The sequence below is a fragment of the Streptomyces melanosporofaciens genome, assembly GCF_900105695.1.
Classification (GTDB): domain Bacteria; phylum Actinomycetota; class Actinomycetes; order Streptomycetales; family Streptomycetaceae; genus Streptomyces; species Streptomyces antimycoticus.
Window position 1 is genome coordinate 43776 of the sequence record NZ_FNST01000001.1, and the last position, 13580, is coordinate 57355.

Consider the following 13580-nt stretch of genomic DNA (forward strand, 5'->3'; position numbering starts at 1 on the left):
TCTTCCTCAGGATTCCGTGCTTCACGACGACCACGACACCATCGACGGCGACGTCTACGTCTCCCCAGCCACCTGGCCCGATCCACCGCAGTCGGTGACCCCGGCCTTAACCCGCTGCGCGACCTCGGCTGGGATCTGCACCACGACGACACCGGCAACGCCTACCTCACGGCTCCCGACGGCAAGGTCCGCCTCGGGTACCTCCCCGAAGGCGACGACGACGGACTGTGGCGCATCAACGCCTACAAGGACGCCTTCGGTCCGCCGGCCTGGGGTGTCTGCTTCAACGACGCCGCGCCCACGGAGTTCGTCACCGCCTTCACCACCGCCCTCGCCGAGGCGTACCGGCAGGGCCCGGACCACTACCTCGCCCGGCCGGTCGCCGACAGCGCCGACCACAACCCGTTCTTGGTCGCCCCCCTCATCAACCACGGTTGGCAACTCGACCGCCCGCACCCGAGCACCTTCGCCATCACCTCACCCGACGGCCTCGCCACGCTGGAGTACACCACCGGCAACCTCGACCCAGCGATCGAACTCGAAACCCGCGACGCCCGCTGGCACCTGTGGGCCGGCACCTCCTCAGCCCGGCCCTTCTGGTACGCCACGGCCAGCACCGACACCCCAGCCGCCCTTCTGCGGGCCGTGACCGAAGCCGTGACCGACCCCGCCCCCCTTCCTCGCTGGCGGGACGACACCTACAGCTACGTCAAGGATCACGCCCAGCTCTCTCCGATCCTCCCGCCGAGTCCGCCGTCGCCCACCCCCTCGACGTCCGGCGGGCCGCCGCGTCCCGCCGCCCGGCCGCGCTTCCCGCGGCCAGCGTCCCGCGGTGGAGCACCACGAGCCGACCTGCCCTGCCCGGCCCACGCCGCTGACCCCAACCCACCCCGACCGGAGACCTACCCTCGTGTCGCTACAGGCCCCCGCGTTCTTCACCGAGCTGTGCCTCCCTTTCCACGACCACGCCGTCGTGGGCAACATCTACTACGCCGCTCCCGTCCCGGGCACGCCGCTTCGGCTGCGAATCGACTTCACCCGCACCATCCACGCGGACACCTATGGCGGGCTGCGTGTCGCAGTCGTCCACCCGGAACGCGGGGAGATCGACGCGGTGGCGCTCAGCTTCGTGGACCACGGGACCTTCCACCGCCGCGACGAAGCCGCCAACACCCGGCCGAACACCAAGCAGTACGGCACCTTCGACAAATACCACCGCCCCGGCCGCCCTCCGTGGGACGGGGCCGTCACCACCGGGCTGCGCGATGCCATCCAGCGGTACACGGTCGTCTGGTTTCCCGGCGCCTGGGCCGCCTCCGCGCCCAAGCGAGCGGCCGGCCGCACGTCGCGCAGCACTCCGGCCCCGCCGACCGCCCCCGCCGGGGCCCGCACCCGCTGACCCCCGACCGATCAAGGAGTCTTCTTCCTCGTGCACGCACGTCTCGTTCGATCCGCCGCCGCCCTCGTCGTCGCCGCAGCCGGAACCCTCACCTGGGCGCCGGCCGCGAGCGCCGAGCCCTCCGAACCGAGCCCCTCGGCCTCCGCCGAGACTCCGGCCCCGGACGCGGGCAGCGTCGAGATCACCACCAAGGACACGGCCGGAGACGCCCTGCCGGCGCCGTGTTCTTGCTGCTCGACTCCGCTGGCCAGGAGGCCGGACGCGGGACGACCGACGCTCAGGGGAAGCTGATCTTCTCCAACCTCGCGCCCGGCGTCTACCGGCTCAAGGAGACGGCTTCCGGTAGCCCGCTCCACGAGGTCGTCGCCGACCAGGACGTCATCGTCACCCCGGGCGCGACCACACGGCTGACGATCACCGACCCGTTCAGGGCCGCCAAGGTCCTCCTGCAGGCCAAGGACGACAAGACCGGCAAGCTCCTGCCCGGCGCAACCGTGAACATCGGCACCGGCACCTCGACACTGCTCACCCTGACCACGGGAGCCAAGGGCACGGTCTCCGGAGAGCTGCCTATGTCGAGCCACAAGGCCAGTTCTGGGTCAAGGAGATCAAAGCCCCTGCCGGCTACGACCCGTACAAGCCGACCAAGAAGTTCACAGCGGCTCCCGGCGACCCGGTGACCGTGACCGTCACCAATGCCAAGACCACCACCACCCCGAAGCCCGAACCCTCGGGCAAGCCCACGCACACACCCACCGACACCCCCTGCAGCCCAGGCAAGCCGAAGAGCAAAACCGGAGAGGCCACGCCGTCCGCGTCAGATAGCGACACACCGGAACCCGACTCCTCCGCCATCGCCGCCACCCCGGTCGGCGACGCCACACCGAAGACGCCGACGGGCACCCTCGCCACACCGGCGCTAACGCCACACCGTGGCTGATCGGCGGAGCGGCCGTGCTGATCGCGGCAGGCGGAGGCGCCCTCGCCGTGGCACGCCGCAGTCGCACCGACAGCCACACAGAAGACTCCACCGGGAGCTGACTGCGCCCACCCTTCTTCACTACACGGAGCCCCCACACCCCCAAATGACACACCGTTGGCGACCGCCAACAGCGTCTCCCGGGTGCGGGGGCCTCTATGCGTGCTTGGACCGCGGCGCTGGCGATCAGCTCGTGGACTTGCGGCTGGGTGTGGAGGAGCTGCCCTCTGACAGATGATCTTGACTGATTGCCAGGTGAGTTTGACCGGCCAGGAGGAGGCCGGGAGGTCATGTATCGACGTTGCGGCCATACGCCTCGCGGCTCACCCCTGGAAGTCGTCAGGCCGTTTGTGGCGGAGCTCCTCGTACCGCACTCCGAAGACGTCGATCGCCTCGTGGAGCGTGGAGCCGGGCGCGTCCATGATCGCCTTGAGTGCCGGTACTATCTGCTGATGCAAGATGTGACGGTCCACGCTTTCAGGTCTTCCATGGGCTGACCGTACAGACGTGCGTTCGACCGCGGCGGTCAATATCGCTTGGTTATCGGTCAGGCCACCTATCAGAGAACAGTCGTCCCCAGCGTCTGGCAATGTGTGCCGTGAGCTGCCACTCACGACCTCGGGGAACATCGGTACAGCCGTTGGCGCTGAGAATGATCATGGTCAATCGGGTCCGGGCCTTCCCCGGACACTCAAGGTGATCTTGGGGTGGCCTGTGCGGAATCCTCAGCAACTCACATCTCTGGCCGCCTCAACGAGTGACGAGCCGATACGGCGGCCGCGATGAGGGGGCCAGAGCACGAGCAGCCCGCAGTACCGCAATGGCAACGCCGCGGCGGGCTGGTTGACCGGCGGGGTGAGGAGAGCCCGCCGTGCGCCGCCGTGGTCGGGCCCGGCGCACCGCCCGCGCGTTCGGCCGGGAGGTTTCGAGGAGCGAGTCGGCTCCCAATCGGCTCCCAGGGAGCCGTCCGCCGCGCATCATCGTTGCGAGGGCAGCGCCGATCTCATCCGCTCCGAGAGGGGCCGTGTGTAGGTCGATCTGCCATCCGGTTAGGGAGTGCAGCATGTACCGGCACGGAACCGCCCGGCCACGGCGTCCGCGACCGGGCCACGATCAGCTTCTCCGAGGCCGGTCTCCTCCTCTGCGTGAGCCGGGTGCCGTGCGAGGTGTCGGTGCCGGTAGTCGCGCATGGTTTCCTCGCGCCAGGCGGCGAAGGTGGCGTCGCACAGCTGGTCACGGAATCGGCCGATTCCCATCCAGCGCAGTGCGGCCCCGGACCGGTCCAGGGGGAAGTAGGTCTCCCCGGGCCCGGTGGTGCCGGCCTCTGGTTCACCGGTTGGTTTAGGTGTCCATCCCAGGGCGGTGACCGTGTCCATGGAACGCAGGTTTCCGAGGATGCCCGGCATCTGACGGGCCTGCTGCCCCAGGTTCAGGTGTTCCACCTGCAGCGGCCCGGTGTCGTCGTTCGCCTTCAGGGACATGGTCAGGTCCCCGCCCAACTGCCCGGCACGCCCCAGTACGACCTTCTCCTGCATCAGCACCTTGCCGGTGCCGTGCAGCCGGATCCGGGTGCGGCGGTGGGTGGCGATATCGTCCGAGACCACGAACGGCTTGCCCGCCCAGGTCAGGACGGCTCCGTCGCCTACGGTGGCGTCGACCGTCCAGGACGACGGTGCCTCGCCTTCGTAGGCGACCGTGCCGGTCGTCTCCACGACGTCGAGCCAGGCGCCGGGAGCGACGTCCACCTCGATGCGGACGTCGTCGCCGGACAACAGCAGTGCCTGGGTGGCGAGCAGGCCCACCCTGGCTCCGTCTGCGTCCTGGTCCATGACCCGCACCGTGAGGTGCCCGGTCGTGTGGTGGACGCGGCTGCGGCTCCCCGTGGGGGCGACGCTCAGGCGGGTCGGGCGGGTCACGCGCTCTGCTCCGCATGCGCTGGTGTGTGGTCGTGGGCGTGGTTGGTGCCGTCGGCGTGGGTGTGCGGGTGACCGCCCTCGCCGTCCTGGTCGGCGTGGAAGTGCGGGGCCATGGGTCCGGGGTCGACGGGGGTGTGCTCGCCGGTACGGTAGCGGGTGAGGGTGTCGCGGACCCAGCCGGTCAGCACCCGGATGGACGCTGCGTCGTGCCGGGACAGCGCCACCACCGGGGAGCCTTGGCGGGCTTCGCGGCCCTCGCGGGCCATGCGCTCGACGTCCACGCCCACGTACTGGCCCAGGTCGGTCTTGTTGATCACGAGCAGGTCGGCGCGGGCGATGCCGGGGCCGCCCTTGCGTACGACGTCACCGCCGCCGGCGACGTCCAGGACGAACAGTTGGGCGTCCACCAGGGCCGGGGAGAAGGTCGCGGTGAGGTTGTCGCCGCCGGACTCGATGATGACCAGGTCCAGCGGGCCGAAGTCGGCTTCCAGGTCCTCGGCTGCCAGCAGGTTGGCGGTCACGTCGTCGCGGATCGCGGTGTGCGGGCACGCGCCCGTCTCCACCGGGCGGATCCGTTCGGGGTCCAGCACCCCGGCGCTCTTGAGGAAGCGTGCGTCCTCGTCGGTGTAGATGTCGTTGGTGATGACACCCAGGCGCAGTTCGCCGGAGAGTGTCTGGCACAGTGTCGCGATCAGCGAGCTCTTGCCGGTGCCGACGGGACCGGCTACGCCCAGACGCATGGCACGGGTGGGGGCGGTGGTGTTCTCAGGCACTGAAGAGTCTTTCTGTGGTGGTGTCGTGGGTCTCGGCCCAGCGCTCGATGAGAGGGGCGCCGTGGGCCGGGATCTGTTCGGGGGTGTGCAGGTGGGCGACCTGAGCGGCCATCTCGTCGATGTCGGGCAGCAGGTCCTTCACCCACGCGGCGATGAGCAGCGGGTCCTGCGGCTCGAGTTTGAGCAGGGCCGCCGTCACGCTCTGGATGTCGTCGTACCCGACCAGGCGGGCCACGTCGGCGGGGGTCATCGCGGCGCGGTGGGCGAGCAGGCCCAGCACGACCGGGCGCGACCAGGTGCGTGCGCGGGCGTCGGAGGGGCCGGGCCAGAGCGTTTGCAGGATGCGCAGATACCCGCGCCCCAGGCGCCGCCCGTTAGCCCTGAGTGCCTGGCTGGGGGTCCGGGCGGCCCAGGCGGCCTCGACCTCGGCCAGGTCGCCGCCGCCCGCTGCCACGGCACGGGCAACGACAGCGGTCCCCGCCTCGACACGGATGACCGTACGGAGGCGGGCACGCAGGTAGGCGGGAACCTGGGCTGCTGTCGTGCCGGCCCGCAGGGCCGGCTCCAGACCGGCGGACTGCGTGTGTCCCCCGGACGGGAGCCGGGCGTCGCCCAGGAGGGCGAGCAGGAGCGAGGAGGTACTCACCGGGCACCTCAGAACAGCAGGTAACGCTGGGTGAGCGGCAGGTTCTCGGGCGGATTCGACTGGTCGAGGTACCAGAAGCCGGCACGGCTCCTGTGCTTGGTGAGGCGGTGATTCCGCGTCGTGGCGAGATCCGGGATCTCCACCGCGATCTTGAATGTGCTCGGGTCGATGTCAATGCCGTATTGCCCGCTGTTGAAGACCATGTCCGCCTTCTTGACGTCCTTGACGGGCTTGGCGCCCTTCAGTTCACGCCGCAGACCAAGGGTGGCCTTCAATGAGTCCTTGAACACGCCCTGGCCGCTGACCGTGCTGTACGGGTCGGTGCCGGAGGGCGGGTTGAGGACCTTGTCCGAAACAAACGAGTAGGACAGCTGGGAGGCGATCGCGTCGGCCATCGCCGGGCGCAGGAACGTCGGCTGCGGCGTCGACACCGAACCGTTGGGGTCGCCCAGGTTGCCTCGCACCATGGCACCGCCCTTGATGACCACCTCCGGCCGCACTGCGAAGAACCGCGGGTCCCACAGCACCAGGTCGGCCAGCTTGCCCACCTTCACCGAACCGACGTACTCGTCGATACCGTGGGCGATGGCGGGGTTGATCGTGTACTTGGCCACGTAGCGCAGCGCACGGGCGTTGTCGCCGGCCCCCTGCTCGGTCCGGTAGAAGAAGTTCGCGTCCTCGAAGGTCTTGTGACTCCACTCCTTCATGACGTGGGCGACCTGCCAGGTGCGGGTCACGACCTCACCGATGCGGCCCATGGCCTGGGCGTCGGAGGAGGTGATGGACATCGCGCCCATGTCGTGCAGCACGTCCTCGGCGAACATGGTCGTGGAGCGGAGGCGGGAGTCGGCGAACGCCTGGTCGTTCTTGTTGCTGAGATCGAGGTGGTGGGCGGCGGCCAGCATGTCGATGTGCTCGGCCACGGTGTTCCTGGTGTACGGCAGCGTCGGGTTCGTAGAGGCGGGCAGAACGTTTGCCTCGGCGGCCACCTTCATGATGTCGGGGGCGTGCCCGCCGCCGGCGCCCTCGGCGTGGAAGACGTGGACGCTGCGCCCCCGATGGCATCGAGGGTGGTCTCGACGAAGCCGGCCTCATTGAGGGAGTCGGCGTGCAGGGTGACCTGCAGGCCCCATTCCTCTCCGGCCTTCAGCGCGGCGTCCAGAGCCGCTGGAGTGGCTCCCCAGTCCTCGTGGATCTTGTAACCGCCGGCGCCCGCCAGCGCCTGCTCGTCCAGGCCGTCCTGGCTGACAGTGTTGCCCTTGGCCAGCAGCATCACGTTGACCGGCAGGTCGTCGAAACTGTGGTGCAGGTTCACCAGGTGCTGCGGGCCGGGGGTCACGGTGGTCGCCTTGGACCCCTCGGAGGGGCCCACACCGCCGCCGATCAGTGTGGTGGTCCCGGTGGCCACGGCCTCCATGACGGCCGAGGGGGAGATGATGTGGACATGGGTGTCGACGGCACCGGCGGTGAGGATCTTGCCCGCGCCGGAGATCACGTCCGTGGAGGGACCGATCTCCAGCCCGGGCGTGACCCCGTCCATGACATCGCTGTTGCCGGCCTTGCCGATCGCGACGACCCTGCCGTCCTTGATTCCGATGTCGGCACGCACGACGGCGTTACTGTTTCCCCGCTCCTGGGCGGGAGCGACATCCAGGATGATCACGTTGGTGATCACGGTGTCGGGGGCGCCCTGCAAACTGGTGGTGGTGCCCTGCAGCATCGACTCGCGGATGGTTTTGCCACCGCCGAAGATCGCCTCGTCACCACCGAAGGTCAGGTCTTCGGTGATCTCGATCCAGAGATTGGTGTCGCCCAGACGGACCTGGTCGCCCACGGTCGGGCCATAGGACTTCGCGTACTGCTCGCGGGTGATGTTCGCCATTGCTTTCCTCCAGCTGGTTTTCGAGGGCCCTGTCAGCCGAGATCGACGTCGCCGGCATGCTTGTCCTTGCGCAGGCCCGGAACACGTCGCCTCCCGCCGATCGGAACGACCTCGATCGCGTCGCTGGGCGCGTTCTCGGGGCTGAACCGCATGGAGTCCCCCGGAGCGACATCAAGGCGGTAGCCCCAGGGCGCCACTCCCGGCGTCTTGGACCGCTTGTGCGCCAACTCGCGGGCAGCGGCGATCTGTTCAGGCCGCGTCCGCTCAGGGTCGGTCAGGGCGGCCTCGGCAGCGGTGGCGGCCTCCATGTCAGTGAAGAACAGCAGGTCCTTGTTGACGTCGGCCAGGTGGATGTGCGAACCGATCTGGATGTCGCGGTCACCGACGTTGACCACGTAGACAGTGGCCCTGCCCGCTTCGGAGTTGAGGACGTGCTCCGCGCTCGGGTCCTTGACCCACACTCCGCCCACCTTGTACCGGGAGAAGCTGTGGACCTGGCCCGGATCCAGATCGGAGGGCGGCAGGAGTTCGGGAGGAACAGCGCCGTCAGGCCGCGCGCCCGGACACACGATCGGCGTGGGCTTCGCTGCCAGCGGCTGGAAGTAGGGCATGGGTTCGTCCTCAGCGGATCGGGGTGGCCTTCGGGGTGATCTTCGGGGCACGGATCGGGTCGTAGAGGGTGACGAGCTTGCGGCCGTCGGGGAAGGTCGCCTCGATCTGGAGGGTGTCGAGCATCTCGGCGACGCCCTCCATGACGTCGGCCGTCGTGAGGACGCTCTCGCCCACGCCCAGGGTGTCGCCCTTCCGCTCCTCCAGAGGAAGGCTCGTGTCGCTCATCATCTGGTCGACGGTGTAGTTGCCCGCCCGGGCCTCCTCGATGACCCAACAGCTGATGTATGCCACGGCCTCGGGGTAGTTCAGCTTGATGCCGCGTTCTTTGCGGTAGCTGGCAAGCATCCCCGCCACGCTCAACAGCAGCTTTTCCTGCTCTGACGGAATCAGGTGCATCCGTGCTCCTCGGTAGTGGTGATGGTGTCTCTGGCCCCTGGTAACCCCGGCTCGAGGGAGGCAGCCAGGACACCTCCTGGCCGACGCCCGTAAGGCGAGCGGGCACACTTGTACTCGGGGAGTGAAATGCCGACCGCCTTCCCCGGATCCAGCGAATGGGAGTCCGCAGCGAGAGGCAGGACCACCGGGTCCACCAGCTGAGAAACACTGCGTCGTAGGTGATCATCCTGCGGCTGGCCGGGATGCTGCCGCACGATCCGCCTCGGACCCCTCAAACGGATGCTGACGCGAGCGTTTGAACGAAACCGGCGGCCACGACAAGGGGTGCTGGTTCGATGACCTTGCACTCAACAGTGCCGCCGCCAACGAGGCTGAGGCAGGGAATCTCGGCGCCGATTGCCAGAAGCCTGAACATGAGGGTCTCCTCAGAGTGCTGACCCTCACGTCGGTGGGCTGGGTCTTCTCAGATAGTCGCTTGCGGGATTCTCGCCCGCGCGCCGTCGCCAACCCAGGACGCCGAGACGAGTCGGTGCAAGGACTACGTCCCCGAGTTCGATGCCGCCCCGGCCCCTGGCAAGGCAACGTCAGCCGTCCGCGGGTTCTTCCACCGAACCCGCAAGGAGCACGGCTTACTGATCGTTTCAGAATGAGTTGAGTCGTAAGTTTTGTGTCCGGCGATCTTCGTGGGCAGGGTGTCCGGGTGCGTGCTGATCTTGTTCCGGATGACCTGTGGGAGCGCGTGGCTCCGCTGCTGCCGCCCGCTCCTGAGCGCCGCCGCCGCTACCCCGGGCGGCTGTGCGTTCCCGACCGGGCGGCACTCGCCGGGGTCATGTACGTGCTGCGCACTGGTGTCGCCTGGCGCGATGTCCCGGCCGAAACGGTCGGCTGCTCCGGGGTGACGGCCTGGCGTCGGCTTCGGGACTGGACCGAGGCTGGCGTCTGGTCGCGCCTGCACGCAGCCTTGCTGACCGAGCTGCGCCGCGCCGACCTGCTGGATCTTGACCACTGCGCTGTTGACGGCTCGCATGTCCGGGCCCTCAAAGACATCTCAGGGGGATAAGAAGTCAAGAGGGACCGCGAGTCTTGATCACCACTGAGGCCGCTGATTGGCTGGCCAACATGAATGATCTCGGACCCGTTGCGTGGCCGCCTGCACCGATCAAGACCGAGAGGCTCGTGCTGCGTGAGCCCGAGGCCTGGGACCGTGCGGCGTTCATCGAGCTGCACGCCTCGTCGGAGGTGCACACCTACCTCGGTGGCCCCCGCCCGCGTGATGAGCTTGAGCGCGAGATGCCCGAGGTGCCCGGGCGGCGGCCCGGGAGTTTCGTCGTCGATCTCGAAGGGGCGATGATCGGCCAGATCCTGCTCAGGAGAGCAACGGAGCACCTTTGCCCCACTGCCGTGGGGAAGGTCGATCTCGGCTACCTGTTCCTGCCGCGGGCGTGGGGATTCGGGTATGCCGCCGAGGCGTGCGCGGCGGCACTGGGCTGGCTCGAAGACGTCCTTCCGGGTGAGCCGGTGGTGCTCGCCACCCAGACCGCCAACGTCCGTTCGATGCGCCTCGCGGCAAAGCTGGGGTTCACCGAAGCGGAGAGGTTCCGGGCCTGGGACGCTGATCAGTGGCTCGGGCTGCGGGCTCCGGTCACGCCGTCTGATTGAGTTCGCGCTCGACAGCGTGGCTCTGTCGAAGTGCCGTTGTTCTCGTCGAGGAAGTCGGTCGGGTTGGCGGGTCATGCAGGCGCTGGAAGGAGCGGTGCGAAGGCCTGCTGTTCGTCGAAAGGCTGCTGGGTCTTGAGACAGTGGTGGAGCTGTCCGAGGAAGCGGTTCAGCAGGTGCCGTTGTGCGGCGGCATGCCAGTCTCCGTGCTCGCGTCGGCGTCGGTAGTGCGCGTTCGCTCCCGGTGAGGCGGTGAGGGCGGCGAAGGCCCAGAGGAAGCCGGCGTTGATCAGGCGGTTGTTCTTGACGAACCGGCGGCCGACGAAGCGCTTCTTGCCGGAGGCCCGGGTGATGGGTGCGGATCCGGCGTACGACTTCAGCGCCCGGGCGTCGGCGAACCGTGCCCGGTCGTCGCCCAGCTCTGCGAGCACACGGGCACCGAGCATGGGCCCCAGGCCGGGGAAGCTGAGCAGGATCTCGCTGTCGGCGTGCTGGTGAAAGGCGGCTGTGGCCGCCTCCGCGAGATCGTCCGCGGCCTGGCAGGTGGCGTCCAGCTGCTTGAGCAGGGCCAGGAGCTGGTGGCCGAAGGCATTCTCGACGCTGGGGAGCTGGTGGGCGTACTCGGCGCGGAAGACGGCCCGCAGCCGCTCGGCTTCCGTGTCGCAGCCGCGGAGGCGGCCACTGCGTTTGAGGGCGCTCCGCAGCTGGGTGAGGGTGAGCTTCGCGGCCTTGGCCGTGGTCGGGGCCAGAGTGAGGATGACGCGGGCGTCAGCCCTGGTCAGACCGCCTTGCTTGCCCTGGAAGGCCAGCAGAGCAGCGGGGTAGTACTCGCGCAGGAGCGAGCGGATCTGGTTGGCGACCTGCTGCCGAGTCCAGACAGCGTCCTGCTGGGCTCGGGCCAGGACCGTGATGGCCTGGGCGAGTTCGGAGTCGGCCGGCAGGGGCCGGTGGGCGTGCATGTCGGTGCGCAGGATGTTCGCCAGGACCAGGGCGTCGCCCCGGTCGGACTTCTTTCGGCTGACGCCGTGGCGGTCGCGGTAGCGGGCGGCGGCGAGCGGGTTGATCGCGAAGACCTGACGGCTGCCGGTGCGCAGGCTCGCGACCAGGAGGCCGTGGCTGGTCTCGATGGCCACCGGTATCGGATCGTCTGGGCTGTCACCGTGCTCGGCAAGGAGGTCCAGGAGCTGGTGGTAGCCGGCCGCGTCGTCGGTGATACGGGCTTTGGCGAGCAGAGTGCCGGCTTCGTCGACGAGGGCGACGTCGTGGTGACGCTCTGCCCAGTCGATGCCACAGAACACGGTCAAGCTGTCCTCCCAGATCCGTCCGTTTATGCAGGTCACGAGCACATGCGGGTCACGCGGCGCCCTAATCCAAGGACTCGTCGGTCCGCCATCTCAGTAGCCGTTCGCGACACCAGCGCACTCCAGGGGCTCGATCTTTCTGCAGAGCTAACGGGCTCGCGGATGAACAAGAGGTCGACCCTGGAACGGGCTCACGCCGTGACGATCAACGTCCGACCGGGCCCCGCGAGTTTCGCGGTGACCACGGAGGCGCCGGGCTGCGCCGCTCTTGACAGAGGCCTCAAGGGCCCGGGGAAACGGAGGCATCAGCCCGGCGCCCGCGTCATCACCGCGAGCCGCGCAACGGACAGCGATGCCGCTCTTTGAGGAGGCCTTGAAGGCCAGGGGGGATCCAGGCATTCGCTGTCCTGTGCGAGCAGTTACCCCGGGGCGTTGCATGGTCCGGGGCCGTCTGCTTACGCACTGGATTAGGGGGGATCACGTCGGCCCCTCGCCGGTCGACCGCGCCCGTCCCGGTTCCAAGCACCACCTGATAGTCGACCGGCACGGAACCCCGCTTGCCGTCACGCTCACCGGCGGCAACCGCCACGACGTCACCCAGCTCCTGCCGCTGCTCGACGCGGTCCCGCCGATCCGGGGGCTGCGAGGACGGCCTCGCCGCAAGCCGCGGCACCTGTATGCCGACCGGGGCTACGACTTCGACAAGTACCGCCGCCTGCTGTGGAAGCGCGGCATCAAACCGATGATCGCCCGACGTGGCGTGGCCCACGGCTCGGGGCTCGGCAAGGTCCGTTGGGTGGTAGAGCGGGCCTTCGCTTGGCTGCACCAGTTCAAACGGCTCCGGATCCGCTACGAACGACGCGCCGACCTCCATCAGGGCCTGCTCGAGCTAGCCTGCAGCCTCATCTGCCTCCGTCGCCTGCGCACCGTACGGTGAAACGAGCGGTCAGGCGAGGATAATCGGATTGGTCAGTGCGGCGACGTGCCCGTTGGGGTGGCGGACCTCGATGCGGACGAACGCTGAGTCCTCCGCCGTTGTGTCCCACTGCACCACACCTGCCCCATCACCGGGGAGAGAGGCCCGGTGAACCTTCCCTCGATCGGTGTGGAAGCTGACGGTCCCCACCGGCGCACCTCGCACTGTTGCCTGTACTTCGACCTGCCCACCATGAGTTGTGAGCTGTTCTCCCACCCCGGCAACGCGACCATCGGCATTGGCAGTGAACGACACGTCCACGTCCGCCGACTCGGCGATCCAGCTGCGGCCGGCACGGATTCCGGCCAGGATCGCCTCGGTGCTCAGCTCCTCGGCGAAGACCACGGTGTGAGGGATGCCGATCTGTCCCTCCAAGTGGGTGTCGCTGTTGCCCATCGCAGGCCGCCACGAGCCCGTGTGGATGTCCGCTGTGAGGCTCCGCCCCCACTCCGCCAGGGCGGCCCCGTTGTCAGCGTTCCATGGTCGGTCCGAAGTCCACGCGCCGTTCCAGACCTCCACCACGTCGAAGCCCCGGAAGGGGAACATGAAGTCGCCCGACGGATAGGGCGCATGAGGGTGCGCGGCCACGCACAGGCCCCCGACTCGATGGACCTGGTCCAGGCACTGATCGATCAGCCCGTCCCTGACCCGGTGGTTCCAGTCGACGACCTCGCCGGGGTTGATGCCGAGCGCGAGCCAGTGCCCGTTCTTCGTGGTCACTTCCTCACCGAGAACGATCAAGAAGTCATCGGCAGCCAGATGCCCCCATGCACCGGGCTCCGCAGCCGAGTTGTGCTCCGTCGTCGCCATGAAGTCGAGCCCGGCAGCGCGCGCCCGAACGGCCAACTCTTCAGGAGTGAGTTCCCCGTCCGAGTGGACGGAGTGGACATGGCAGTCCCCGCGGTACCAGGCCGCCCTGCGTCCGACCGCCCGCGCCGGCGGGAAGCTCAAACTCGACAAGGTTCTCTCCCCCCAAAGTCCTGTCGAGCCAACGCGCAACCAGAGCTACCGATTCCGTCGCACCACTGAGCGCGGTCTCAGCCG

Annotated in this window: 11 protein-coding genes and 5 pseudogenes; 6 read left to right on the forward strand and 10 right to left on the reverse strand. The window is 68.5% G+C overall.

Features of this window, described 5'->3' with window-relative positions:
* Nucleotides 1-16: 16 nt before the first annotated feature.
* From BLV72_RS00210 to BLV72_RS00220, 3 genes and pseudogenes are all read left to right on the forward strand, one after another.
* Nucleotides 17-878, forward strand: a pseudogene (locus BLV72_RS00210) (SPDY domain-containing protein).
* Nucleotides 879-910: 32 nt separating this feature from the next.
* On the forward strand, nucleotides 911-1399 hold the full coding sequence (locus tag BLV72_RS00215; protein ID WP_093459456.1) for a hypothetical protein: 489 nt from the start codon (nucleotides 911-913) through the stop codon (nucleotides 1397-1399).
* A 30-nt stretch (nucleotides 1400-1429) separates the two neighbouring features.
* Nucleotides 1430-2440: pseudogene (locus BLV72_RS00220) on the forward strand (MSCRAMM family protein).
* Nucleotides 2441-2701: 261 nt separating this feature from the next.
* On the opposite strand, the gene BLV72_RS50950 reads toward BLV72_RS00220, so the two are convergent.
* The 8 genes and pseudogenes from BLV72_RS50950 to BLV72_RS47625 form a co-directional block, all read right to left on the reverse strand.
* On the reverse strand, nucleotides 2702-2836 hold the full coding sequence (locus BLV72_RS50950) for a hypothetical protein (RefSeq protein ID WP_280142992.1): 135 nt from the start codon (nucleotides 2834-2836) through the stop codon (nucleotides 2702-2704).
* 591 nt (nucleotides 2837-3427) lie between these two features.
* Entirely contained in the window at nucleotides 3428-4207 is a 780-nt protein-coding gene (locus BLV72_RS00230) for an urease accessory protein UreD (protein WP_244320522.1), read from the reverse strand.
* Nucleotides 4208-4290: 83 nt separating this feature from the next.
* Nucleotides 4291-5034 carry an urease accessory protein UreG gene (gene ureG / locus BLV72_RS00235; RefSeq protein ID WP_208905482.1) on the reverse strand — a complete coding sequence of 248 codons (744 nt, stop codon included), beginning with the start codon at nucleotides 5032-5034 and terminating at the stop codon, nucleotides 4291-4293.
* Nucleotides 5035-5059: 25 nt separating this feature from the next.
* Complete coding sequence (locus BLV72_RS00240; RefSeq protein ID WP_093459459.1) at nucleotides 5060-5713, reverse strand: urease accessory protein UreF; 654 nt, start codon at nucleotides 5711-5713, stop codon at nucleotides 5060-5062.
* 8 nt (nucleotides 5714-5721) lie between these two features.
* Nucleotides 5722-7595: pseudogene (gene ureC, locus BLV72_RS00245) on the reverse strand (urease subunit alpha).
* A 32-nt stretch (nucleotides 7596-7627) separates the two neighbouring features.
* On the reverse strand, nucleotides 7628-8206 hold the full coding sequence (locus BLV72_RS00250; protein ID WP_244320523.1) for an urease subunit beta: 579 nt from the start codon (nucleotides 8204-8206) through the stop codon (nucleotides 7628-7630).
* A 10-nt stretch (nucleotides 8207-8216) separates the two neighbouring features.
* Nucleotides 8217-8603: an urease subunit gamma gene (ureA, locus tag BLV72_RS00255; RefSeq protein WP_093459460.1), complete on the reverse strand. Its 387-nt coding sequence runs from the start codon at nucleotides 8601-8603 to the stop codon at nucleotides 8217-8219.
* A 271-nt stretch (nucleotides 8604-8874) separates the two neighbouring features.
* Nucleotides 8875-9018: a hypothetical protein gene (locus tag BLV72_RS47625; protein ID WP_167746222.1), complete on the reverse strand. Its 144-nt coding sequence runs from the start codon at nucleotides 9016-9018 to the stop codon at nucleotides 8875-8877.
* A gap of 285 nt (nucleotides 9019-9303) precedes the next feature.
* Between BLV72_RS47625 and BLV72_RS00260 the strand changes: the two are divergent.
* Nucleotides 9304-9645, forward strand: a pseudogene (locus BLV72_RS00260) (transposase); the annotation flags it as partial.
* A 77-nt stretch (nucleotides 9646-9722) separates the two neighbouring features.
* Nucleotides 9723-10262 carry a GNAT family N-acetyltransferase gene (locus BLV72_RS00265; RefSeq protein ID WP_093459975.1) on the forward strand — a complete coding sequence of 180 codons (540 nt, stop codon included), beginning with the start codon at nucleotides 9723-9725 and terminating at the stop codon, nucleotides 10260-10262.
* 71 nt (nucleotides 10263-10333) lie between these two features.
* Here BLV72_RS00265 and BLV72_RS00270 read toward each other — a convergent pair whose 3' ends face one another.
* Nucleotides 10334-11578 (reverse strand): IS110 family RNA-guided transposase, encoded by a 1245-nt coding sequence (locus tag BLV72_RS00270; protein WP_093459977.1) that lies wholly within the window; start codon nucleotides 11576-11578, stop codon nucleotides 10334-10336.
* A gap of 454 nt (nucleotides 11579-12032) precedes the next feature.
* Here BLV72_RS00270 and BLV72_RS00275 point away from each other — a divergent pair.
* Nucleotides 12033-12497 (forward strand): annotated as a pseudogene (locus BLV72_RS00275) (IS5 family transposase); the annotation flags it as partial.
* A gap of 9 nt (nucleotides 12498-12506) precedes the next feature.
* Here BLV72_RS00275 and BLV72_RS00280 read toward each other — a convergent pair.
* Entirely contained in the window at nucleotides 12507-13535 is a 1029-nt protein-coding gene (locus BLV72_RS00280; RefSeq protein WP_342030631.1) for a CehA/McbA family metallohydrolase, read from the reverse strand.
* Nucleotides 13536-13580: the final 45 nt, after the last annotated feature.